The following is a 23883-nucleotide window of genomic DNA, read 5'->3' as shown; positions in this document are numbered from 1 at the left end:
GCCGACCAGCCCGGTGTGTTCCCGCCTCGGCCGTGCCCTGCACCGTTTCTTGACCGGTGCTCTAGCCGGGGTGCCGAAGCTGGGTGTCCGCGGACGAGCGGGGTCGGCCGAGGGGAGGCGGTCCGCCATGCCTGTCGGCGGACTCTCGCCGCGGCCGGCCACCGGGGCAGGACGGCCCCCTCCGACCCGGCCGGCATCGGTTCGCGGCACCGTCCTGCCCGAGTCGGCCAGGGCCCCCCGTGCCATCGCTCCACGGCGTGCGACACCACGCAGGCCGTTGTCCATTTGTCTGACGAGGATGATAACCGTGCTCCAAGACGCAGACGGATCCAACGCTTCCGCATCGCCGCCGCGGAACGCTCCCGAGCCGACCGTGACCTCAGCCCCCGCGCCGCGGGCCGCGAAGGACCACGCGCTGCTGGGCCTGACCGGAGCACAGGGAGGCTTCTGGTACGCGCAGCAGCTCGACCCGCGGAGCCCGGCCTACAACACGGGTGAGTACCTGGAGATCCACGGACCGGTCGACACGGACCTGTTCGAGACGGCGCTGCGCCGCACCGTCGCCGAGGCGGAGGCGTTCGGGCTGCTCTTCGTCGACACGGCCGAGGGACCGCGCTGCACGCCGGCGCCCACCGCCGACTGGGTTCTGCACATGCGGGACGTGAGTGCCGCGCAGGATCCCACGGCGGCGGCCGAGGAATGGATGCGCGCCGACCGCGCCACCGCCGTGCCGGTGAGCGAGGGCCCGCTGTTCACCCATGCCCTCTTCAAGGCCGCCGACGACCGCTACCTGTGGTACATGAGGGCCCATCACATCCTCCTGGACGGTTACGGCTATCTGCTCGTCTTCCGCAGGACCGCCGAGATCTACAGCGCGCTCGCGTCCCGGCAGGAGGTGCCCGGCACGGCCTTCGCCCCCGTCCGGACACTCCTGGACGAGGAAGCCGCCTACCGGGCCTCGGACCGGTACGAGCGTGACCGCGCCTACTGGACCGAGCGCTTCGCGGGCCATTCCGGGGCCGTCACCCTCGCCGAGGGCACCGCGCCGCCGTCGCCCGCCTTTCTGCGCCGTACGGCGGCCCTGTCCGCGTCCGCCGCCGAACGGCTCTCGGCCGCCGCGTCCGCGGTGGGCGCGAGCAGGGCCGAACTGCTGCTCGCGGCCGTCGCCATGTACACGCACCGGGTGACGGCATGCGAGGACGTGATCCTCGGCGTGACCACCATGAGTCGGCTCGGTTCCGCCGCCCTGCGGACCCCGGGCACGGTGTCGAACAACCTTCCGCTGCGGTTGTCGGTGCGACCGGACACCGCCGCGGGCGAGCTGATCGCGGCGGCGACCGCCGAACTGCGTGCCGTCCGCAGGCACCAGCAGTACCGCGGTGAGGATCTCCGCCGGGATGTGAAGCTCCTCGGCGGTGACCGGCGGCTGTTCGGCCCACTCGTCAATCTGGTCCCCTTCTCCCACCGGCTGCGGTTCGACGGCCACCCCGCGACGCCGCACCACCTGTCGGGCGGCGCGGTCGACGACCTGCTGATCACCGTGCGGCCGGGCGTCGACGGCACCGGCCTGGGCTTCGCCTTCGACGCCAACCCGGCGCTCTACACCGAGGACGTGCTCGCCGGTCACCTGGAACGGTTCCTGACACTTCTGGACCAGCTGGCCGACGCCGAACCGGGGCTCACGGTCGCCGGAGCGAACCTGCTGCTGCCGGGTGAGGACCCGGCGTACGCGTCCCCCGAGCCGGTGCCCGCCACGGCGGACGCCACCGTGCCCGCGCGCTTCGAGGCCCGGGCCGCCGAAGCTCCCGAGGCCACGGCCGTCACCCACGACGGCGACGCCCTGAGCTACGCGGAACTCAACGCCCGAGCCAACCGACTGGCCCGGCTGCTGGTCGCGCGCGGGGCGGGCCCCGGCCGGACCGTGGCCGTGGCGCTGCCCCGCTCCGCGGAGCTGGTCACGGGGCAGCTGGCGGTGCTGAAGTCCGGCGCCGTCTGCCTTCCGCTGGACCCGGCGCACCCCGCCGGACGCCTGCGCGCGCAGGCGTCCGGCGCCGCGCCCGCACTGGTGTTGACCGACGTGAGTGCGGCCGGCGCGCTGTCCGGCACGGACATCCCCGCCGTCGTGCTGGGTGACCCCGCCACCGACGGCGAGTTGGCCGCACACTCCGCCGCGAACCTCTCGGACACCGACCGCGGTGCGCCGCTCACACCGGACACCGTGGCCTATGTCTTCCCCACCCCGACGGCCGATCCGGACGCCACGGGAAGCACGAAGGGTGTGCTCGTCCCGCACGGCGACCTCACCGGACTCTTCGAGGCGGCCGCCGCGCACGTGCCCTCCGGTCCTGACGACTCGTGGGCGCTGTTCCACTCGTGCGCCTCCCATGTCGGCGTCTGGGAGGTCTGGGGGGCGCTGCTGCACGGCGGCCGACTCGTCGTCGTGGACCACGACACCGCCCGGTCGCCCGAGGAACTGCTGGACCTGCTGCGCCGCGAGCGCGTCACCGTCCTCAACCAGTCGTCCTCCGCCCTGCCCGCACTGGTCCGGGCCGACCAGGAAGCCGCGCCCGGCTCCGGGCCGGGCACGCCCCGGCTCGCGCTGCGTCACCTCGTCATCGCGGGCGAGGCGCCGCCCGCCGACCTGAGCCCCTGGATCGAGCGGTACGGGGACGAGGCCCCAATCCTGGTCACCTTGTACGGCGACGCCGAGACCACTGGTCCGGTCGCCTTCCAGCGGGTGAACCGCGATCTGATCGGGCAGGGGCGCCGCGTCCTGGGCACCCCGCTGCCGGACGTACGGCTCTACGTGCTCGACCACTGCCGGCGGCCGGTGCCGCCCGGCTGGGTGGGCGAACTGTACGTGGCCGGGTCCCGCCTGGCCCGCACCACCGAGCCGGGCGACGAGCGGTTCGTCGCCGATCCCTTCGGGCGGCCTGGCGAGCGGCTGTACCGCACCGGCGACCTCGTCCGCCGGTGCGCCGACGGCATCCTGGAGTACGTCGGCCGGACCGACGAGCAGGTGCGGACCGGGGGGTTCCGCGTCGAGCCCGGTGAGATAGAAACCGCCCTCCTGCGCCATCCGGCCGTCGCGCAGGCCACCGTGGTCGCCCGGGACGGGCACGACACCGGCAGCCGGGCCCTCGTCGCCCACGCCGTGCCCGGACCGGGGCGCCGCCCGACCCGCGCGGAACTGCTCGCGCATCTGGCCCAGGTGCTGCCGGAGCACATGGTTCCCGGCGCCTGTGTGCTGGTGGACACCCTTCCGCTGACCGCCGACGGCACACCGGACCGGAAGGCGCTGGCCGCCGCCGACGCCGAGGCCCCGGGCAGCGCCGCAGCCACCGGGGCCGAGGCCCAGGTCTGCCGCCTCTTCGAGGAACTGTTGGGGTTGCCCGCGGGCGCGGTCGGTCCGGACGACGACTTCTTCGACCTCGGCGGGCAGTCCCTGCTCGCCACAAGGCTGCGGACCAAGCTGCGGGCCGTCACCGGCGCCGAGGTGTCCCTGCGGACGCTCTTCACCGAGCCGACCCCCGGCCGGATCGCCGCGCGGCTGTCGGTCCCGACCGCCACGGCGGCCCCCGCGCGGCCCGCGCTCGTACCCGCCGAGCGGGGGGACCGGATCGCGTTGTCCTCCGCCCAGCAGGGGATGTGGTTCCTCAACCAGCTCGACACCACGGCCGCGACCTACAACATGCCGCTGGTCGTGCGGCTGGAGCGACCTGTCGCCGACGAAGCCCTGCGGGCGGCCCTGTCGGACGTCGTCGACCGGCACGAGAGCCTGCGCACCCTCCTGCCGCAGGCCGACGGCACCCCGTACCAGGACATCCGCGCGCCCGGAACCGTGCGCCCGGACCTGGAGGTGGTGGACTGCCCCGCCCAGGAGGTGGAGGCGTATGTCGCGGCCGCGCTGCGCCGCCCGTTCGACCTGACGCGGGACATCCCCCTGTGGGCTGGGCTGTACGGCCCACAGAACGGGACCCGCGCGCTGGTCCTCCTCCTGCACCACAGCGCGGCCGACGGGTGGTCGCTGGTGCCGTTCGCCAAGGACCTCTCGGCGGCGTACGCCGCCCGCCTGCGGGGCCGGGCGCCGGACTGGGCGGCGCCCATGGTCCAGTACGCCGACTACACGCTGTGGCAGGAGCGGCTGCTCGACGGGCTCCGCGATCCCGCCGCCCCGATGGGCCGGCAGCTCGCGTTCTGGAAGGAGGCCCTGGCCGGGCTGCCGGAGGAGATCCCACTGCCGGCCGACCGGAGCCGTCCGGCCGTGCCCAGCCGCCGCGGCCGGGGCCTGACCATCGGCATCGACTCCGACCTTCACCGCGCCCTGCTGCGGCTGGCCGACGCCGGCGGGGCCAGCCTGTTCATGGTCCTGCAGAGCGCCCTCGCCACCCTGCTCACCCGCTGCGGCGCCGGTGGCGACATCCCCGTCGGCACTCCGGTCGCGGGACGCTCCGACGAGGCCCTGGACGACCTGATCGGCGTCGTCACCAACACCCTCGTCACCCGCACCGACACCTCGGGGGACCCCGCGTTCCGCGAACTGCTGGCCCGGGTGCAGACCTTCGACCTGGCCGCCTACGACCACCAGGACCTGCCGTTCGACCGGCTGGTGGAGGAGCTGAACCCGGCCCGCGCGGCCGCCCGGCATCCGCTGTTCCAGGTGATGCTGGCCCTGCAGAACAACACGGAGGCGGTCGTCCGGCTCGGCGGCAACGAGGCCCCCCTGCATCCCACGGCCACCGGCACCGCGAAGTTCGACCTGTTCGTCGAGTTCACCGAGCGCCGAGGCGCCGATGCGGCACCCGACGGGCTGACGTGTCATGTCGAGTACAGCACCGACCTCTTCGACGAGGCCACGGTGCGCCGGCTGGCCGACGGTCTGCACGAGACGCTCGCCGCCGTGGCCGCGGACCCGGACCTGCGGATCAGCGGGCTGCCCGACCCCGGCCCGCTGCCGTCGCGGGCCACGGCGGCGGACCAACCGTTCGACGCGCAGGCGCTGGAACGGTCGGTGCTCGCGGTGGGCGGTATCCGGGAGTGCCTGGTGCTGCCGCCGCAGGACGGCGACGCCGGCCCGCCGACCGTCCTGGCCGTACCCACCCGGGCGAACGCGGCCGGGCAGGCGGAGCGGGCACTGCGGCGTACGGCCCCGGACGGGCGGGCACCGCGGGTCGTGGCCGTATCCGACCTGCCCCGCACCGCCGACGGGGCCCTCGACGCCGCCACGTCGGCGCAGCTGCCGAGGATCGGCACGGAACAGGCGGAGCGGTGGCAGCGGGCACTGGCGGAGGTGCCCGGTGTGGACGCGGTCACCGTCGAACTGGAGGAGGACACGGAGCCCCTGGGCCGGCTGCACGCGGGGCCGGCCGCCTCCGGCCCGTCCGAACGCCCCGGCGCGGCGGCCGAGGGGTCCGAGACGATCGCGTTCGGTTCCACCGCGCGGGAGGCGGTTTTCTCGGTCAGCGAGGGGCCCACGCTGGCCGAGCCGACCGTGCGGACCTGGGCGGAGGCCCTGCGCCGGGCGGCGGCCGGCGGACCGCACGCCGAGGTGGTGCACGTGCGGGCCGACGGCAGCACCGTGCGCCGCAGTTATGCGAGCCTCGCCGAGGAGGCGTCCCGGGTCCTGGGCGGGCTGCGCGGGCTGGGACTGCGCCCCGGCGACCAGGTGATCCTCCAGTGCGACGACACCGAGGACTTCCTGGCGGTCCTTTGGGGCTGCATACTCGGCGGGTTCGTCACCGTACCGCTGACCGTCCCAGCCTCCTACGAGGAGAACTCCGCGGCTGTGAACAAGCTGGAAGGCGTCTGGCGGATGCTGGGCCGCCCGTGGATCGTCACCTCGGGCGGGCACGAGGACGGGCTGCGCGCTCTCGCAGAGCGGCGTGCCTGGCCGGAGTCGCGGCTGACCACGGTGGACGTGCTCCGCTCCGGACCCGCCGACACCGAGTGGCATCCGGCGCAGCCCAGTGACCTGATCCTCATGCTGCTCACCTCCGGCAGCACCGGCCTGCCCAAGGCGGTCGAGCTGAACCACCGCAACGTCCTCACCCGGTCCGCGGCCACCGCTCAGGTCAACGGCCTGACGGAAGACGACGTGTCGCTGAACTGGATCCCGCTCGACCATGTCACCGGCGTCGTGATGTTCCACCTCCGGGACGTGTTCCTGGGCTGCCGGCAGGTCCACGCGCCCACGTCCTGGGTGCTCCAGGACCCGCTGCGCTGGATGGACCTGGCGGATCGTCACCGGGTCACTGTCACCTGGGCCCCCAACTTCGCCTTCGGTCTGCCCGTCGAGCACGCGGACCGGATGGGCGACCGCCGGTGGGACCTGTCGCCGATGCGCATGGTGATGAACTGCGGAGAGGTCGTGGTGGCCGCCACCGTCCGCCGTTTCCTCCAGGTGCTCGCACCGTTCGGGCTGCCGCCGACGGTCGTGCACCCCGGCTGGGGGATGTCCGAGACCTGCTCGGTGGTGACGGACGCCGTGCTGCCGGCCGAACCGGCGGTGGGCGAGGACACCTTCGTCAGCTGCGGGCTGCCCTACCCCGGGTTCGCCATGAGGGTCGTGGACGACCAGGGCCGGGTCGTGCCGGAAGGCACGGTCGGGCACTTCCAGGTCCGCGGCACATCGGTGACCTCCGGATACCACGACAACCCGGCCAAGAACGCCGAGTCGTTCACCGACGACGGCTGGTTCGACACCGGTGACCTGGCCTTCCTGCGCTCCGGCGAGCTCTACATCACCGGCCGGGCCAAGGACGTCATCATCATCAACGGCGTCAACCACTACAGCCACGAGATCGAGGCCTGCGTGGAGGAACTGCCGTTCGTGGAGCGGTCGTTCACGGCCGCGTGCGCGGTGCGGCCGGACCCGGCGGCGGACACCGACGAACTGGCCCTGTTCCTCCATGTGCTCCCCGGCACCGACCTGGCCGACGCGCTGCGCACGGTACGCGGCAAGGTGACCCGGGAGATCGGCATCACCCCCGCGCATCTGGTGCCGGTGGAGCCGGGAACCATACCGAAGACCGAGATCGGCAAGATCCAGCGGACACAGCTGCGCACACGTTTCGAGGCGGGCGAGTTCGACGAGGACGTACGGCGCACCGAGGTGCTGCTGGGCACCGCGGCGACCGTACCGGACTGGTTCCTACGCCCGGTGTGGCAGCGCGCGCAGCGCCCGCACCGTACGGCGTCCCCCGCGCGGCACACTCTGGTGCTCGCCGGGCGGGACGCGTTGGGCGCCCGCGTCGCCGAGGCGGTGGCCGGGGAGCTGTGGCGAGGCGGTGCCCTGTGCACGGTCGTCACCGCTGCCGACGAGTTCCGCCGCGTCGGCATGGCCCGCTACCACGTCCGCGTCGACCAACCCGAGGACTACGAGGCGCTGTTCGCGGGCCTGGCCGCGGACGGCCGCCCGGTGGACACGGTGATCCACCTGGGGTCGCTGACCGCCGGCGGCGACCCCGAGCGCGTGAAGGACCTGCGGGAGGCCCAGCGGGACGGCGTCGACAGCCTGGTGTGCCTGGCCAAGGCCCTGTCGTCGAGCGGCAACCCGGACCACTCCGTCAGCCTCCACCTGGTGACCGGCGGAACCCAGGACGTGCTGCCCGAGGACCGTCCCTCCGGCCTCCACGCCGCCGCGGGCGGCCTGTTGAGGAGTCTGCGGGAGGAGCTGCCCTGGCTGACGGCCTGCCGCCTGGACCTCCCGGTCGCCGACCACGGAGAAGCCGGCCGAGCGGATGCCGCCCGGCTGATCCTCACCGAGGCCGGCGGCCCGGTGACCGACGCCGAGGTGGCCTACCGGGACGGACAGCGCTGGGTGCGCCGCCTGGCGCAGCTGCCCGACCCGCTGCCCCGCAAACGGCCGGCCGTGGCCGACGGCTTCCTCCTGGTGAGCGGCGGACTCGGCGGAGTGGCCGCCCTGGTCGCCGAGCATCTACTGAAGGCACCGGGTACCCGGCTGTTGCTGGTCGGCCGCACGGAACTCCCGCCCGAGCACACCTGGGACGACCCGGCCGCGCGGGACGGTGAGACGGCCCGCCGGATCGAGGCGTACCGCAGGCTGCGCGAGCGCGGCGAGGTGCGCTACGAGTGCGCCGACATCACCGATCCCGCGCAGGTGCGCGCCGTGGTGGACAAGGCCGCCGCCGCGTGGTCGGCCCCCCTGGCAGGGGTGGTGCACCTCGCGGGCGCGTTCGACCAACGGCCCGTCGCCGAGTACGACCTGGAAGCGTGGCGTGCCGCGCTCGACGCGAAGGTCACCGGCGGCTGGGTGCTGCACCGGCTGGCCGAGGAGTGCTCGGCGTCGTCGTTCCTGTCCTTCTCGTCGGTCAACGGCTTCTTCGGCGGCTCCATGACCGGCGCGTACTCCGCCGCCAACGCCTTCCTCGACGCCCTGGCCGTGTACCAGCACCGCCGGGGCGGGATGGCCGCCCACAGCCTGTCCTGGAGCATGTGGGACGACATCGGCATGAGCCGGGGCTACGGGCTGCGGGCTCTGACCGAGGCGCGCGGCTACCGGGTCCTGGAGCACACCGCCGGTCTGCGCTCCTTCGACCTCGCCCGGAGCCTGGACGACCCGCACATCCTGATCGGCGTCGATCGCGGCGCCCCCTGGGTGCGCGGCCACCTCCAGGGTCCGGCGCGCCCGGTGCACCGGCTGGCGGCCCGCGTGACGCTGCGTGACGGCACCGACATCGGGGCGCTCCACCGGGCCGCCGAGGACAGCGCCCGGCTGTCGGGGGCGGCCGACGGGTGGGTCCTGCGGGCGGCCGGGACGGCTTCCACCGGTGCGTCACCCGGCGGTTCCTCCGTCCGGCCCGCCGACCCGGACACCGACCGGCGTCGGGCGCTGGAGGACACCCTGTGCGACATCTGGTGCCGGGTCCTCGACCGTGACCAGGTGGGTGTCGACGACAGCTTCTTCGACCTCGGGGGCACGTCCCTGCTGCTGGTCCGTGCGATGACCGAGGTCAATCGGGAACTGGGCTGCGACCTCACCGTCGTGGACCTGTTCAGTCATCCCACGGTCGAGGCGCTGGCCCGCCACCTCGCCGACCGGGTGCCGGTCCCCGCGACCGCGGACGGCCCACCCGCCCCAGCGGGCGTAGCGGCCGACAGCGGGACAGCCGCGCCGGTCGGGGCCCTGGCACGCGCCCGGCAGCAGGCGCAGCGGCAACGCGCCGCACGGAACAGGCCCATTCGGCAGAACAAGCAGAACAAGGGGAATGACGGCGATGACTGACACGCCGGAGAACGAGAACGGGCACAACGGGTTCTCGGACAACGACATCGCCGTCATCGGCCTCGCGGGGCGCTTCCCCGGAGCCGACACGGTGGAGGAGTTCTGGGAGAACGTCGCCGCCGGCAAGGAGTCGGTGCGCCCGGTCGGCGAGGAGGAGTTCCTCGCCGCCGGCGGGGACCCGGCGGACCTGGCGGACCCCTCCCTGGTGCGCAGAGCCTCGGTCATCGAGGGGATCGACCTGTTCGACGCGGCCTTCTTCGGCTACAGCCCCGCCGAGGCCGCCATCGTGGACCCGCAGCAGCGGCTGCTGCTCGAGTGCGCCTACCACGCACTGGAGGCCGCGGGGTACGCGGCCGACCGGGAGGGGCGGACGATCGGTGTCTACGCGGGCGCCGGGGACAGCCGTTACTACGCGTCCCATGTGTACCCGAGGTTCGCCGGCCAGCCCGGCTCGGTGGAGCTGGTCCACACCACCGCCGCCAACTCGCTCGGCACCCTGGCCACCAGGATCTCGTACGAACTCGGGCTGACGGGCCCGAGCCTGTCCCTCCAGACGGCGTGCTCCACCGGTCTTGTGGCGATCCACACCGCCTGCCAGGAGCTGCTGAACTTCGCCTGCGACATCGCGTTGGCCGGGGCGGTCTCGGTCAACCCCTCGGCCAAGCTCGGCTACCGCTACGTCCCGGGCGGCGTTTTCTCCCCGGACGGCAGCTGCCGGGCCTTCGACGCGGAAGCCGCGGGCACCGTGCCGGGCGACGGGGTGGGCGTGGTGGTCCTCAAGCGTCTGGGGGACGCCCTGGCGGACGGGGACCGGATCCGAGCCGTGGTCAAGGGCTCGGCGGTCAACAACGACGGCCGTCGGAAGGTGGGTTTCAGCGCGCCCAGCACCGAGGGGCAGTCCGAGGCGATTCTCCTGGCCCAGACGCTGGCCGGCGTCGACGCGGACTCCATCGGTTACCTGGAGGCCCACGGCACGGGCACGAACCTCGGCGACCCCATCGAGGTGGAGGCGCTGACCCGGGTGTTCCGGGAGACCACCGACCGCAGGCAGTACTGCGCCCTCGGGTCGGTCAAGCCCAACATCGGCCACCTCGGGGCCGCGGCCGGTCTGGCGGGATTCATCAAGACCGTGCTGGTCCTGGAGCACCGGCTGATCCCGCCGGTCGCGCACTTCGACCGCCCGAACCCGCTGATCGACCTGGCCGGGAGCCCGTTCCGGGTGCCGTCCGGCCCGGAGCAGTGGCAGCCGGGGAGCGGTCCGCGCCGCGCCGGCGTCAGCGCCTTCGGTATCGGCGGTACGAACGCGCACGTCATCCTGGAAGAAGCGCCGATAGCGCCGGCGACACCGGAGCGGGAGCGGCCCGTGTCTCAGGACAACGGCCCCGGCACACGGTGGCAGGTGCTGCCGCTGTCCGCCCGGACCCCCGGGGCGCTGCGCGGTCAGTGCGACGGTCTCGCCCGGCACCTGGCGGACCACCCCGGCCCGGACCTGGCCGAGGTGTCCCACACCCTGCGGACCCGCCGCCCCGCGATGCCCCACCGGGCCGCGGTCGTCGCCGGGAGCGGCCAGGACGCCGTCGAGCTGCTGCGCCGTCCGCTGTCCGACTCTCCCCCGCAGGGCGCGGACCGGCCCCCGCGCCTGGCGTTCCTGCTGCCCGGCGGCGGCGCCCAGTACACCGGCATGGGCGCGGAGCTGTACCGCGGCTGCGCCCCGTACCGCGACGTCGTCGACCACTGTGCCGGAATCCTGCGGCCCGTGCTGGGCCGGGACCTGCGGGACACGCTGTTCGGCTCCGGCACCACCGACCCCGGGGTGCTGGGGCTGCTGTCGGTGGTCGTCACCGAGTACGCCCTGGCCACCGTGCTGATGGAGCGCGGGGCCCGTCCGGACGCCATGATCGGCCACTCCGTCGGCGAGTACCCGGCGGCCTGTCTCGCCGGGGTCATGGATCTGGAGGACATGCTGCCGCTGGTGGCGGAGCGCGCGCGGCTGATGGTCGCGGCCGGTGGCGCCACCGTCAGCGTGGCCCTGGGCGAGGCGGAGCTGCGCCGCCGGCTGACCGGCGGCCTCTCGCTCAGCGTGGTGAACGGACCGGACGCCTGCACGGTCGCGGGCGACGAGGAGGCGGTGGCCGCGCTGGAACGGCGACTGGCGGCCGAGGAGATCCCGCACCGTCGGCTGACGCTGTCCCTCGCGGCCCACTCGCACATGCTCGACCCGATTCTCGGCGACTTCGCCGACGCCGTGCGCGGCGTCACACTGCGGCCGCCCCGGATCCCCTACGTCACCGACACCACCGGCACCTGGATCACCGACGAACAGGCGACCAGCGTCCAGCACTGGGTCGACCAGCTCCGCGAGACCGTGCGCTTCGCCGACGGTGTCGCGGCCCTGTGGCGACGCGGCGAGCCGCTGATGGTGGAGGTCGGCCCCGGAGACACGCTGTCGAAGCTGACCCGGGCGTGTCTGCCGGAGGCGGGGCCGACCACCGTCCTCACCATGCGGCACGCCAAGTCCGCGCGGTCCGACGTCCAGGTGTTCACCGAGGCGCTCGCCCGGTTGTGGACGGCCGGAGTGCCGGCCGACCTCGCGCCGCTGAGCGGGGCCCGGGACCACGGGCCGGGGGCCCCGCTGCCCGGCTACGCCTTCGACCACCGCAGCCACTGGATCGACCCGCCGCGGGTCTCCGCCCGCCTCGCGGCCGACGGCGCCCCGCAGCACGCCGCGGACGCTCCGGAGACGGAGACCGCAGCCGCCTCGACGGGCGGGCCGACGGCCCGCTCCCTGGCTCCCCGGCCGTATCTGCAGACCGCGTACGTCGCCCCCCGCGGCGACCTCGAAAGTGTGGTCACCGAGCAGTGGCAAGAGGTCCTGGGGGTGGAGCCGATCGGCGTCCACGACAACTTCTTCGACCTGGGCGGCGACTCCATGCGCGGGGTGATCCTGGCCGGCCGGCTGCGCAAGTCGGGAGTGCTCGACGTGCCGGGCTCGGCGGTGCTGGCCTCCCCGACCGTCGCGGGGCTGCTGGACCGCGCGGGCCGCCGCGGCGGCGGCCGGGACGCCTTCGCCCCGGTTCTCCCCCTGCGCACCGCGGGCGATCGGCGTCCGCTGTTCTGCCTGCCCCCCGGAGGCGGCATCGGCTGGCGGTATGCCGGGCTGCTCGCCCACCTCGGGGAACAGCAGCCGGTCTACGCCATCCAGGCGCGCGGGCTGGACGGTGTCGCACCGCCCGCCACCGACGCGAAGGACATGGTCGGGTTCTACCTGGGGCTGCTGCGCGAGATCCAGCCGGAGGGCCCCTACCGGCTCCTCGGCTGGTCCTACGGCGGGATGGTGGCCCACGCCATGGCCACCGCGTTGCAGGGCGAGGGCGAGCGGGTGGAGCTGCTGGCCATGCTGGATTCCCCGCTGCTGCACCTTCACCCCCCGTCCCCGGAGGTGGGCGAGCGGCAGGTGGCGGCCCTGATCTCCAGGCTGACCGGCGTCCACCTGCCGGACGGTGCGCCGGCCGACGTCGGCGCCCTGCTGCGGCTGCTCGACTCCTCCGGCCCGACACCGGGCGCGGAGGTGACGGCCGAGGAGGCGGCCGACATCGCCCGTGTCATGCGCAACAATCTCCGCGTCGCGCCCGAGTTCACCCTCGACGTGTTCCACGGCGACGTCCTGTTCTTCAGCGCCGTCGGCGGTGCGGCCGATACCGGCGGCTCGGACGATCCGTCGGACGCCCCCGACAAGGCCGAGGAGTGGCGCGCGTATGTCGACGGCTTGGTCGACGACCACCAAGTGCCCTGTGGCCACTACGAGATGACCGAACCGGAACCGATCGCCCGGATCGGCGAGGCCGTGGCATCCGCCCTGCGAGCAGCCGAGAACTGACGGGACGTCCGGGACGTCGAACGTCGGCGGCAGGGCACAGGCAATCCCCGGCGGTTGTGGCGTTGCTCACGCCGTTGTCGCGCGGGGCTTGGGATTGCGAAAGCCGCGCCGGCACTCCTCATTCAGTGAAACCACGTTGAGGAACTGACGGCCGGACACACCTGGCCTGCCGCGCGACGCGTCCGGAGTCGGACGGGACAGCGCTGGCCTTCGACATCTGAGTACCGATCACGTGCCGCCGGGTGCTGCCAGCGGACGCCGGAGAATGGGGACCACAGTGGGTAGGCTTTCGGGCAGGACGGCGCTGGTGACGGGCGGCAGCCGGGGTATCGGCAAAGCCGTCTCGATGCGGCTGGCGGCTGAGGGCGCGCTGGTTGCGGTGCACTACGGCCACGACGCGGTGGCCGCCAAGGAGACAGTCGAGCAGATCACCTCGGCGGGCGGGCGGGCCTTCGCCGTCCACGCGGAACTCGGCGTGCCGGGGGACGCCGCCACACTCTGGACGGCCTTCGACAAGGGCCTGGCAGGACACGGCTCCGGGGACGGGCTGGACATCCTGGTCAACAACGCGGGCATCACGCTCCCCGTGGAGATCTCGAAGGTGACCGAAGCCGAGTACGACCGGGTCTTCGCGGTCAACACCAAGGCCCCCTTCTTCGTCGTACAGCAGGCTCTCGGCCGGATGAGGGACGGCGGCCGGATCGTCAACATCTCCTCGGTGGTCACCCGCGTCGCCTTCTCCTGGGTCATCGCCTACTCGATGTCGAAGGGGGCGATGGACGTACTCACCCGCACTCTGGCCAAAGAACTCGGCCCTCGGGGGATCACCGTGAACGCGGTCTCCCCCGGTATCACGGAAACGGGGATCAACCCGACCTTGAAGCAGCCCGAGGTGCGCGCCCGCTACGAGTCCCTCTCCGTGTTCAACCGCCTGGGCAAACCCGAGGACATCGCGGACGTGGTCGCCTTCCTGTCGAGCGACGACGCCCGTTGGGTGACGGGCCAGTGCCTGGACGCGAGCGGTGGCCTGCTGCTGGGAATCTGATCAGAGCAACCAGCCCTGGTCGTAGGCGATGCGAACGGCGTCGATGCGGTTGCGTGCGCTGAGCTTGGTGACGACGGAGGTCAGGTAGTTCTGCACGGTTCCTTTCGACAGGCACAGGCTGTTCGCTATGTCGCCGACGTCGGCGCCTCGGGCGGCGTGCCGCAGGACCTCCGTCTCCCGGGCCGAGAGGGGATTCTCCTGGCAGTTCCAGGCGTCCAGCAGCAGTTCGGGGTCGATGGCGCGTTGACCGGCGGCGACCGCGCGCACCGACTTGGCGAGCTGGCTCGGCGGGGCGTCCTTGAGGAGGTACCCCCGTACTTGCGCGGCCAGCGCCCGTCGCAGCAGGCCCGGGCCGCTGAAGGAGGTAAGGATCAGGGTGCGGCAGCTCGGGAGCTTCTGATGGAGTTCCGTCGCCGCGGTGAGCCCGTCCGTGCCGGGGAGATCGATGTCGAGCACCGCGACATCGGGCCTGGTTTCGAGAGCAGTCGGTACGATGTCGTCCCCCCGGCTCACCGAGGCCACGACGGTCAGATCCGCTTCCAGCTCCAACAGAGCGGCCAGCGCTCCGCGGACCATATAAAGATCCTCGGCAAGCAGGATTCTGGTGCGCATGATCGTTTACCTTTGTTCCGCGCGCTCCGGCCCCACGCCGGTGCACTTTCCCTGACCCCCGTTGCCTGGACAGCGGCCGCCTGACGTCCGAGGGCGGCAGTGGTGCCTCCACTACGAGATGGAAGCGGCCATCCTCGCCGACTCCCGCCTGCTTCCGGCCGTCGAACTCCGCCAGGCGGGCGCCGGGATTGGCCAGTCCGTGGCCGCCGGGCAGTCCGGCGGCCAACGGCGTCGTTCACCATGACAAGCCGCGCGGTGCCGCTGGACACGGTCGGTGTCAGTTGACACTTCCTGGCCTGGCTGTGCTTGAGGATGTCGGTGGTTCCCTCCCTCAGCACGATGGCGAGGACGGCGCCGGGCGCCGGGTCCAGCCGGTCGCGGTCGGCCACCACGGTCACTTCCACGCCGGCCGTGGCCAGGACCGACCGCACCGACTCCTGCTCGGCCGCGAACGGCAGGCGGGACCGGTAGCCCTTGACGACCAGACGCAGGCCGGTGAGAGCCTGGCGCGAGATGTCCGGCATCGCCCCGATCTCCTGCCGGGCACGCAACGCCTGCGCCGCAACCAGCCGATGGGCCGGTTCCCCCTTCAGGACGACGGCGCAGAGACTGCCCCCTCAGCAGGTCATGGAGGTCCCGTGAGAAGCCCAGCCGCTCCCGCGTCACCGCCGCCCCGGCCAGTTCGCTCCGCTCGGCATGCACCTCGACCACGGGACTGGAGAGTCTGCCCGATCCCAGGATCATCCATCCCGCCAGCACCGTGGAGACGGCGTACGAGACAGCCGTGAGGAACGGCACCTCCACCCAGGCGATGCCCTGAGCGCCGGCGGCGACCAGAGACCAGGGGAGCCAGACCCCGCGCATGTCGACCAGCAGGACCGAAGCGACCGGCGGCCCCGTCATACGGGCCCAGGATGTGCCGTACCAGAGGATGGGCAGACAGGTCAGCGCGGCCTGCGCAGCGAGGATCGCCGGAAAAAGACCGTTCGTCCGGCACCGTGCCCCCACCGTGACGACGGCCGTCTGAGCGGCGAACACGAACGGGAAGAGCACGAAGAGGGCGACGATGACGGACCCGGGTCGGGGCTCCTCGGCCAGCGCGTCGAGCAGGCACCGCGAGGCAATCCACGCGAGCGGAACGACCGTGATGATCCGGGTCAGCCGGTAGGTGGGGATGTCATGGTCCGGCAGAGGGCCCAGTCCGTCCGGCCACCGCTCCCCGAGTACTTTGGGGAACGTCTTACGCAAGGCGCCGATGTGCGTTCCCTTACCCCGGGCAGCACCCACGATTTTGTCTCCTCACGAGCCCCGGCCTTCGCGGTACGGCAGCGGCCATGGCTCAAACGTGCCGCGCAATGCGGGAGTTCCCGCCTTTGAGACTGACCGGACATCAGGACGGCCGCCGCCCGCCTCCCTGAATATGGCGTTCATGCCACACGATCGCCATTTCCGATCGCCCGGGGACGGCCACGTCGAGGACGGCCGACGGCGTGTGGATTTTCACGAGGAGATGAAATAATCAGGGCAGAACAAAGACACGGAGGCGAAAGCCGAGGATGCGCCCCGGTATTCCGCTCGTTACGCGAGATCCATTCCCCACGGGTTCCGGCGGCAACCGCCCGGCGGACCTGAAAGTGGCGCGTGTCACCGATGGCACATGCGCCCCGACGACCCGACTGCGGCACCCCCGGGTAAGTGATGAATAAAGACCCCCGATTCCGATACCTACCGCACGGGGGTAATTCCGACATAACAGCAATGGGGCATCGGGCGGGGAGGATGCTCATGGAGCCATGATGGAGGGCATTGAAGCCTTCGTGCAAGATCTTGAAAGTTAATAGTCCAGTTCCCGTTGTGAACGGATCATGCCCTCATGGGCAGGATGTCCAACAGGTGACCAGGACTCGCCCGGGTGGACACAACGCATCCCCGGGACCACGGCCTCGGCGTAGTTCCTCTCTGTCCGGTTTGGTGATGGTCGATCAGATGCCGTAGACGGCGAAGGCGTCGTGGTGGTTGAGGAGGTCGCGGCGGGCGTGGGCGATGCTGGCGCGTCCGGCGGGACGGGTGGTGCTGATGGCGAGGTTGCGGAAGGTGGCCATCGCTCGGGGTGCGGTTCCGGTACTGAGCTGGGAGTTGTCCTCGTGGAAGGTGACGTCCCGCACCAAGTCGATCTTGGGGTCCAGTGCGATTTCTCGTAATGGTTGAGGTGGGTGGGGCCTGCAAGGCCGGCGGGCAGATTGGTGACGCCATGGACGATTTCCTTGCTCGTCCAGTCGCCGTCCAGGTCGCCACTGTCGCGGCGGGCCTGAAGACCTGGGCGGCGGGAAGAGGGAGTCATCAACGGGGGCGGTGCGGATGGTGCGGCGCTCCACGCGTCTGTGCCCTCGGCCGTGTGCGACGGCGGTGGTCTCGGTCCATTCGACGTCGGGGCCGGTCAGCAGGGTCTGGGCGGCAAAACGGGCCAGCGGCTGGTTGCCCTTGAAGATCAGGACGTAGTGGGTGTGGAGGTCTTCGATGATCCGGCGGGCGGTCTTCTTCGTGGTGTGCAGGGCGTTCAGGGTGAACACCCGTCCGAGCAGGCCGAGTTGGGTGAGCGGGGTGCGGGCGGGCTCGCCCTCGCCGCGCTTGTCGGGGACCTGGGTGTGCCGGCCCAAGGACCATAACTCGGGACGTGGTCGACCGCGCCGACCAGGAAGATCCGTCCGTTCTCGGTGCGGGCGCCGGTCAGGCCTTGCCGTCGAGTGCGGCCTCGGGCAGCAGTCCGGTCGGGGCCGGACGCGTCACCGCACGGGCGGCGGCGCGGCGCGCTGCTCGCGTTCAGCCGGCCCCGGCGTGCGGGGGATGGCTGGTGGCGGGGCGTGTCCGGTCGCGGTGGCCGCGATGAATCCGCAGGTCGCCGCGTCGGGGGTGTCGGCGTCGAGATCGCCGAGGACGCGCCGGGAGGTGCGCTCGCTGGGGCCAGGCGCCGGCCGGTCAACGGGTCACGCCGGGCGTCGATCGTGGCGAGCTTGTTCTGCGGGGAGAGTGCCGCCCACTGCCGGATCGCCGTGATCGAGTCACTGCCGACCACCAGCGTTGTGCATACGGCCAGCACCAGAACCACCGTCAAGGGGTGCCGCCGCCCCCGCTTCGCTCGCTGGTCAGGGATCTGCCGCAACCTCCTGACCAGCACGGACTCCACACCCATGGGGTCCAAGGAGAGATCTGGGCCCACCTGACCGTCCATCACTGTCTCAACCGGATCATTGTGCGGCTGGCCGACGGCGAGGGCCTGGACCCCGACCGGATCTCGTTCGTCAAGGTCCTCAAGCACACACGACGCGGCGTCGTTCTCCAGGCGGGCCAATCGACCCGCCGTCTGCGGCAGTGCATGAAGCGGATGGCCACGAAAGTCGTGCGCGAGCCCGACAACAGGCTACGGCGGCCACGCGCAGCGGACCGCTACACCCGCCATCCGGTGTCGCAGTACATCGTGCGCAAGCAAGACCAGACCAGGCGAGGCACACGACGAGTTCCCGAGAAGGTCATCACCCTTGCGCCCGCGATACTTCAGCAGCTCAAGCAACGGCATTGACTCAAGCCCACGAGGTGGCAGGAACACCAGCAGACGGGCTCAAGCTGGAACTACGCCGGGGCCGTGTCCCCGAGGCCGCTTGAGCCATGACATGACATATTCACGACGGACTCATGATTGTGGCACTGGGCCCCACGGCCCGATCCTGCAAGTCTTCGTGGCACCTTCCCGTAAGACAGCAGAGGACGCAGATGATGGGCATCACGGTTCTCGGGCCGTTCACCGCCACCTACCGACAGTCGTCATTCGCCCCCAGCGCCACCAAACCCCGCCAGGTTCTGACGCTCCTGGCACTGCAGGCCGATCACGTCGTCACCGTGCCGACCCTGATGGAGGAGATCTGGGGCGAGGAACTGCCCCGCAGCGCCGCCACGACACTGCAGACCTACATCCTGCAGTTGCGCCGCAAGCTCTCCGCTGCCCTGGAGTGCGACGCGGTGGACGCGAAGGACGTGCTGGTGACACGGCACGGCGGGTATCTCCTGCGGGCACGGCCCGGGCGGTCGGACGCACAAGAATTCGAGCAGCTGGCCGACTTGGGAGGCAGAGCCCTCGCGGCGGGTGACGACCGCACGGCTTCCAGGCTCCTCGGCCAGGCGCTCGGACTCTGGCTCGGGCCCGCACTGGTGGATGTGAAGGTGGGCCGTGTGCTGGAGCTGGACGTCGTCCGCCTGGAGGAGAGGCGGATGGCCGTCCTGGAGCAGCGGATCGCCGCGGACCTCCAACTGGGCCGTCCTGGCGAACTGGTCCCGGAACTCTTCGTGTTGGCCGCCCGGTACCCCCTGCACGAGACGTTCTGCGCACAGCTCATGACGGCTCTGTACCGGTCCGGCAGCTCATGGCGGGCCCTGGAGGTCTACCAGCGGTTGCGCTCGGCCCTGGTGAAGGAACTGGGCCTGGAACCCTCGGAACGGCTGAAGCGGCTGCACCAGGCGGTGCTGTCCGGCGAGGAGATCCCCGACCAGCGCGGCTTCGCCACATCCCACAGCCCCACCGCAGCCCGACTGAGCGGCCGCCCGACCGCCGCCTGAGGCCGCGCGCCCACCGGGGACATCCGCTCGCCACGTCCTGCGCGAGCGTCCCCGTGTCCCTGTGTCCCCTGAACCGGCACGATGTTGACGCCCCGTCAGGCGGACAGTCGCCGACCGCCCGCCTGCGTCAGTGCGGAGCGGAGCGCCGGCCCGGCTCGGTTGCCCTCCCGACGGCCGGTGGGCCGATGCGGCCGAGCCGGGCCGACAGCGCCGTGCCGAACTCCGGTTCGTCGAGGAAGAAGTGGCCTGCGCGCAACAGCGTCAGGTCGAAGGGGTGTGAGGTCTGCTCGGCCCAGGCCCTCATGCCCGCCGGATCGGTCAGCCGGTCCCGGAGTCCCGCGAAGGCGGCCACCGGCACGTCCAGCGGCTCGCTGTGCGTGTGTGCGTAGGTCTCGACCATCCGCAGGTCGGCGCGGAGCGACGGCAGGTACACATGCAGCACCGCCGGCTCCGCGAGCAGGGCCTGCGGAATGCCGCCCATCCGGCTCAGCCCGGCCGTGAACGACGGATCCGGAAGCAGGTGGAGCGGCTCGTGGGACAGCGGCCATGCGGGGCTGTTGCGCGCGGAGACGAGCAACAGTTCGGGCGGTGTGCCCAACTGCCGCAGACGCCGCGCGGTCTCGTAGCCGACGAGTGCGCCGAAACTGTGGCCGAACAGGGCGAAGGGCTGCCCCTGGTCCTGCCTGCCCTCCCGGTCCTCCCCCATCAGACGGATCACCTCGACCACAACCTGCCCGATGTCCCGCAGCGGGCGCTCGCGCAGCCGTCTCCCGTGGCCGGGCAGTTCCAGCGGGACCACCCGCACTCCCCGTGGCACCGCGCCCTCCAGGCGGCCGTACGGCCGTGCGCTGCCGCCGGCGTGCGGCAGGCAGTAGAGGGTGAGCCAAGTCTCAGGGGAGGAGACCTGCGTCATGGATCGTCTTCCTTCCGGCGGCACGGAGAAGCCCGTGCCCATCGCTCGTCAGTGGGGCCGGGTCACCCGTAGCGGTAGAATCCGCGCCGCGTCTTCTTGCCCAGGAGGCCGCCTTCGACCATGCGCGTCAGCAGCGGCGGCGGGGCATAGAGCGTCTCCTTGAACTCGTCGTAGAGGGCCTCGGCCACCGAGTGCAGGACGTCCAGGCCGATCAGGTCGGCGAGCTTGAGCGGGCCCACGGGGTGGGAGCAGCCCAGGGTCATGCCGCGGTCGATGGTCTCGGCGGAGGCGAAGCCCGACTCGACCATCCGCATGGCGGTCAGCAGATACGGCACCAGCAGCCCGTTCACCACGAAACCGGTACGGTCCGCCGACCGGATGGCCTGTTTGCCGAGGCCCACGGTCACGAACGCCTCGGCCCGGGACAGGACCGACTCCTCTGTGTGCAGGGAGGAGATGACCTCGACGAGCGGGATGAGCTGCGTCGGGCTGAAGAAGTGCAGACCCAGGACCTGACCGGGCCGGTCGGTCGCGCTCGCCATGGCCGTGATGGACAGGGAGGAGGTGTTGGAGGCCAGGATCGCCTCCGGATCCTCCAGCGTCTTGTCGAGCAGGGCGAACAGTTCGACCTTGGCGGCTTTGTCCTCGGCGATGCTCTCGATCACCAGTTGACGGTCCGCCAGGCCGATGAGGTCGGTGGTGAAGGAGATCCGGCCCAGCGCGGCCTCTCGCTCGGCCGCACCGATCCGCTCCGCGCGCACAGCCCGGTCGAGGGAGGCGAGGATGCGGCCGCGCCCGACGGTGAGCGAGTCCTGCGAGGAGACCGCCACCCGTACGTCGTACCCGGCCAGCGCCGACAGTTCGGCGATGCCCGAGCCCATCAGCCCGCAGCCGACGATGCCGACCCGCTCCACCTGGCCGACCGCTTCCTCGTGGGGTGCCGTCGGCGTCATGCGGCGGCACCCCAGCGCAGATAGGCGGCCGCCATCGACATGCCCCCGCCGAAGCTGCCCAGCATGACGAGGTCGCCCGGGCGCAGGTGTCCCGCACGGTTGGCGTCGTCCAGGGTGACCGCGACCGAGGCGCTGCCGGTGTTCCCGTATCGCTCCAGTGTGCGGTGGGTGTGCGCGTGGGCCAGGCCCCCGGCTTCGACGAGTTGGGAGAGCAGCACGCCGTTGGGCTGGTGCGGAACGAAGTGCCGCACCTCGCTGAGCGGGATGCCCGTCCTGTCGGCCAGGCTCTGGGCGAAGGGCGGAAAGTTCTCCATCACGAAGTCCCGCACGCCCCGCCCGTCCATGCGGAAGAAGTGGTCACCGCGGGCGACGGTCTCGGCGGACGCCGGGAGCCGGCTGCCGCCCGCGTCCACCCGGATGAGCCGCTGGGCATCACCGCGGCTGGTGAGTTCGAAGTCGACGAACCCGAACCCGTCCCGCGTCCGGCCGACGAGCGCGGCCCCGGCAGCGTCGCCGAGCAGCACCGCCGTGCGGCGGTCGGAGAAGTCCAGACACCGGGAGTACAGGTCGGCGGCGACCACGAGGACAAGGCTCTCCGGTCGCTGGGCGACCAGGGCACGGGCGAGCGCGAGGGCGTAGACGAAGCCGCTGCACACCACGTTGATGTCGAAGCAGGCGGCACGGTCGGCACCCAGGAGGTCCTGCACCAGGCAGGCGGTGGGGGGCTGCGGCGAGTCCCCCGTCGAGGTGGAGACGATCAGATGGTCCACGTCCTCGGCCGACACACCGGCGCGATCCAGTGCCTCGGCGGCCGCGCGGGCGGCCAGATCGGACGTCGCCTCGTCAGGTGCCGCGTAGCGCCGGCTCCTGATCTGTGTCTTGCGCTCGATCCATCCGGTTTCCACTCCGACGCGTTCGGCGACCTCGGCGTTACTCACCTCCTGCTTCGGGAAATACGAACCCGTGCTCAGGATTCCTATGGACTGGGAGGTCATGGGGGTGATGTCTCCTTCGGGCGGGATTCCGGATTCATGCCGGTTCCAGGTCGGGCAGTACTTCAGGCGAGGGCGGAATTCCGAGCGGGACTCCGCAGCAGGTTGAGCCGCTTCTCCCCGATCCGCGCCCGCAGTTCGGGATCGGTGACACCCAGTCCCTCGCGAGGGGCCAGGCAGAGCACCCCGACCTTTCCGACGTGCCGGTTCTGCTGCACCAGGCGTATCGCCTCACCGACGTCCTCCAGCGGAAAGACGTCGGACAGCACCGGAACCAGTTTCCCGAGGCCGAACAGCCGGTTGCACTCGGCCATCTCCTGCAGGTTCGCGGCGTGGCTGCCCACGATGCGCTTCAGGTTCATCCACAGATAGCGGTTGTCGTACTGGTGCTGGTAGCCGGTGCTCGATCCGCAGGTGACAACCGTGCCGCCGCGGCGGACCACGAACACCGAGATCCCGAAGGTCGCCCTGCCGACGAAGTCGAAGGCCACGTGGGGGTCTTCGCCGGTCGCCTTGCGGATGATGCCGCCCAGACGTTTGCCCAGGGTGATCGGGTCCTCGGACGTGTTGTCGCCGCCCATGCCGATCTCCGCGCGGTTGACCACCACGTCGCAGCCGAGGGACCGCACCAGCTCCGCCTTCTCCTCCGAGCCGACCACGCCGACCGGGATGCCGCCCGCGTTCTTGACCAGTTGGACGGCGTAGGCGCCGAGGCCGCCGGCCGCTCCCCAGATCAGGACGATGTCGCCGAGCTTGATCCGGGCCCCCCGCTCGCTGATCAGCATGCGGTAGGCGGTCCCGGCGGTCAGCAGGTTGACGGCCGCCTCCTCCCACGTCAGATGGGCCGGCTTGGGCAGGAGCTGGCTCGCCCGGACCACCGTGTAGTGCGCCAGTCCGCCGAAGTTGGTCTCGAAGCCCCAGGCGCGCTGTCCGCTGCCGAGCACACCGTCGGCGTGGGTCAGCGGCTCCTGGTCGTCGACCTGCATGGGGCTGACCACGACGTGGTCGCCCACCCGCCACCTGCGGGTGCCGGAGCCCACGCGGACGATGACGCCGGCGGCATCGGACCCGATGACGTGGTGGGGCTGGTCGTGGCGGGCGGCGTGGCCGCCCTCCCTGCCGTAGCGCTCCAAAAAGCTGAAGGTCGGTATCGGCTCGAACATGGCCGACCAGACGCTGTTGTAGTTGACCGAACTGGCCATCACGGCCACCAGCACCTCATCCGGGGCCAGTTCCGGCATGGGCACCATGCCCACGTGGAGCGACTTCCGAACGTCCTTGTCCTCGACCCCCGTGAAGATGGCCACGTCTTCCTTGCGAAGGTGGGCGGCAAGGTATTCGTCCGGAACCTTCTCCCGTCGCAGTTCTTCCGGGTCCGCACCGGCCAGTACTGCCTCGGTCAGGGAAAACATGGAATTCCTCCGATGCCACTCAGAACAGCTTCTTTCCCACGGCTTTGGCCTTGCGCGTTTCGGCCAGGCACGGACCGGATCACACCACCGGCGGGTCGTACTTCGGCGGATATCCGCTTGAGGCCGGGCGCGAACGCTTGGCGCCCACCCTCCACGGGCTGCCTGGAACGCCCCTCAAACTCCACTGGACAGCACGCCCCGCAGCCGTTCCGCCCGGGCTCGAGGCA

The 23883-nt window shown here is 71.7% G+C and carries 11 protein-coding genes; 5 read left to right on the top strand and 6 right to left on the bottom strand.

The window, feature by feature from the left end; all coding sequences use genetic code 11:
- The first annotated feature begins 373 nt into the window (after positions 1-373).
- The 3 genes from G3I56_RS16050 to G3I56_RS16040 all read left to right on the top strand — a co-directional run bounded on the left by G3I56_RS16050 (position 374) and on the right by G3I56_RS16040 (position 14166).
- Positions 374-9244, top strand: a complete 8871-nt coding sequence (locus G3I56_RS16050; RefSeq protein WP_343239959.1) for an SDR family oxidoreductase — start codon at positions 374-376, stop codon at positions 9242-9244.
- On the top strand, positions 9237-13121 hold the full coding sequence (locus G3I56_RS16045; protein WP_164409640.1) for a type I polyketide synthase: 3885 nt from the start codon (positions 9237-9239) through the stop codon (positions 13119-13121). Before G3I56_RS16050 ends, G3I56_RS16045 begins: the two co-directional genes overlap by 8 nt.
- Before the next feature lie 265 nt (positions 13122-13386).
- Positions 13387-14166 (top strand): SDR family oxidoreductase, encoded by a 780-nt coding sequence (locus G3I56_RS16040; RefSeq protein WP_164409639.1) that lies wholly within the window; start codon positions 13387-13389, stop codon positions 14164-14166.
- Here the strand turns inward: G3I56_RS16040 and G3I56_RS16035 are convergent, their stop codons facing one another.
- Positions 14167-14778: a response regulator transcription factor gene (locus tag G3I56_RS16035; protein WP_164409638.1), complete on the bottom strand. Its 612-nt coding sequence runs from the start codon at positions 14776-14778 to the stop codon at positions 14167-14169.
- Positions 14779-16760: 1982 nt separating this feature from the next.
- Positions 16761-17435, bottom strand: coding sequence for a hypothetical protein (locus G3I56_RS16030; protein WP_164409637.1), 675 nt, complete (start codon positions 17433-17435; stop codon positions 16761-16763).
- Between the two features lie 458 nt (positions 17436-17893).
- Between G3I56_RS16030 and G3I56_RS16020 the strand changes: the two genes are divergently transcribed.
- Both G3I56_RS16020 and G3I56_RS16015 read left to right on the top strand, forming a co-directional pair.
- Entirely contained in the window at positions 17894-18355 is a 462-nt protein-coding gene (locus G3I56_RS16020) for a hypothetical protein (protein ID WP_164409460.1), read from the top strand.
- A 191-nt stretch (positions 18356-18546) separates the two neighbouring features.
- Entirely contained in the window at positions 18547-19386 is an 840-nt protein-coding gene (locus G3I56_RS16015; protein WP_343239958.1) for an AfsR/SARP family transcriptional regulator, read from the top strand.
- 127 nt (positions 19387-19513) lie between these two features.
- Here the strand turns inward: G3I56_RS16015 and G3I56_RS16010 are convergent, their stop codons facing one another.
- The 4 genes from G3I56_RS16010 to ccrA all read right to left on the bottom strand — a co-directional run bounded on the left by G3I56_RS16010 (position 19514) and on the right by ccrA (position 23656).
- Positions 19514-20299 carry an alpha/beta fold hydrolase gene (locus tag G3I56_RS16010; RefSeq protein ID WP_164409635.1) on the bottom strand — a complete coding sequence of 262 codons (786 nt, stop codon included), beginning with the start codon at positions 20297-20299 and terminating at the stop codon, positions 19514-19516.
- 62 nt (positions 20300-20361) lie between these two features.
- The gene (locus tag G3I56_RS16005) at positions 20362-21252 is read right to left on the bottom strand and encodes a 3-hydroxybutyryl-CoA dehydrogenase (protein ID WP_164409634.1); all 891 of its coding nucleotides are present in this window, start codon (positions 21250-21252) and stop codon (positions 20362-20364) included.
- Positions 21249-22247 (bottom strand): ketoacyl-ACP synthase III, encoded by a 999-nt coding sequence (locus G3I56_RS16000; RefSeq protein ID WP_164409633.1) that lies wholly within the window; start codon positions 22245-22247, stop codon positions 21249-21251. The genes G3I56_RS16005 and G3I56_RS16000 overlap by 4 nt, the downstream gene beginning before the upstream one ends.
- A 62-nt stretch (positions 22248-22309) precedes the next feature.
- A complete protein-coding gene (gene ccrA, locus G3I56_RS15995; RefSeq protein WP_164409632.1) occupies positions 22310-23656 on the bottom strand; it encodes a crotonyl-CoA carboxylase/reductase in 1347 nt (448 codons plus the stop codon).
- Between the last annotated feature and the right edge of the window lie 227 nt (positions 23657-23883).

Source organism: Streptomyces sp. SID12488, from assembly GCF_010548275.1.
Taxonomy (GTDB): domain Bacteria; phylum Actinomycetota; class Actinomycetes; order Streptomycetales; family Streptomycetaceae; genus Streptomyces.
The sequence above is the reverse complement of the archived record's forward strand: the minus strand, read 5'-3'. Positions and strand labels throughout refer to the sequence as shown.

What these genes read in the sequence shown, in the direction of transcription:
- G3I56_RS16035 (WP_164409638.1), bottom strand. Translation starts at nt 14,778, where the DNA reads ATGCGCACCAGAATCCTGCTTGCCGAGGATCTTTATATGGTCCGCGGA.
- G3I56_RS16040 (WP_164409639.1), top strand. Translation starts at nt 13,387, where the DNA reads ATGGGGACCACAGTGGGTAGGCTTTCGGGCAGGACGGCGCTGGTGACG.
- G3I56_RS16045 (WP_164409640.1), top strand. Translation starts at nt 9,237, where the DNA reads ATGACTGACACGCCGGAGAACGAGAACGGGCACAACGGGTTCTCGGAC.
- G3I56_RS16000 (WP_164409633.1), bottom strand. Translation starts at nt 22,247, where the DNA reads ATGACCTCCCAGTCCATAGGAATCCTGAGCACGGGTTCGTATTTCCCG.
- G3I56_RS16010 (WP_164409635.1), bottom strand. Translation starts at nt 20,299, where the DNA reads ATGACGCAGGTCTCCTCCCCTGAGACTTGGCTCACCCTCTACTGCCTG.
- ccrA (WP_164409632.1), bottom strand. Translation starts at nt 23,656, where the DNA reads ATGTTTTCCCTGACCGAGGCAGTACTGGCCGGTGCGGACCCGGAAGAA.
- G3I56_RS16005 (WP_164409634.1), bottom strand. Translation starts at nt 21,252, where the DNA reads ATGACGCCGACGGCACCCCACGAGGAAGCGGTCGGCCAGGTGGAGCGG.
- G3I56_RS16015 (WP_343239958.1), top strand. Translation starts at nt 18,547, where the DNA reads ATGATGGGCATCACGGTTCTCGGGCCGTTCACCGCCACCTACCGACAG.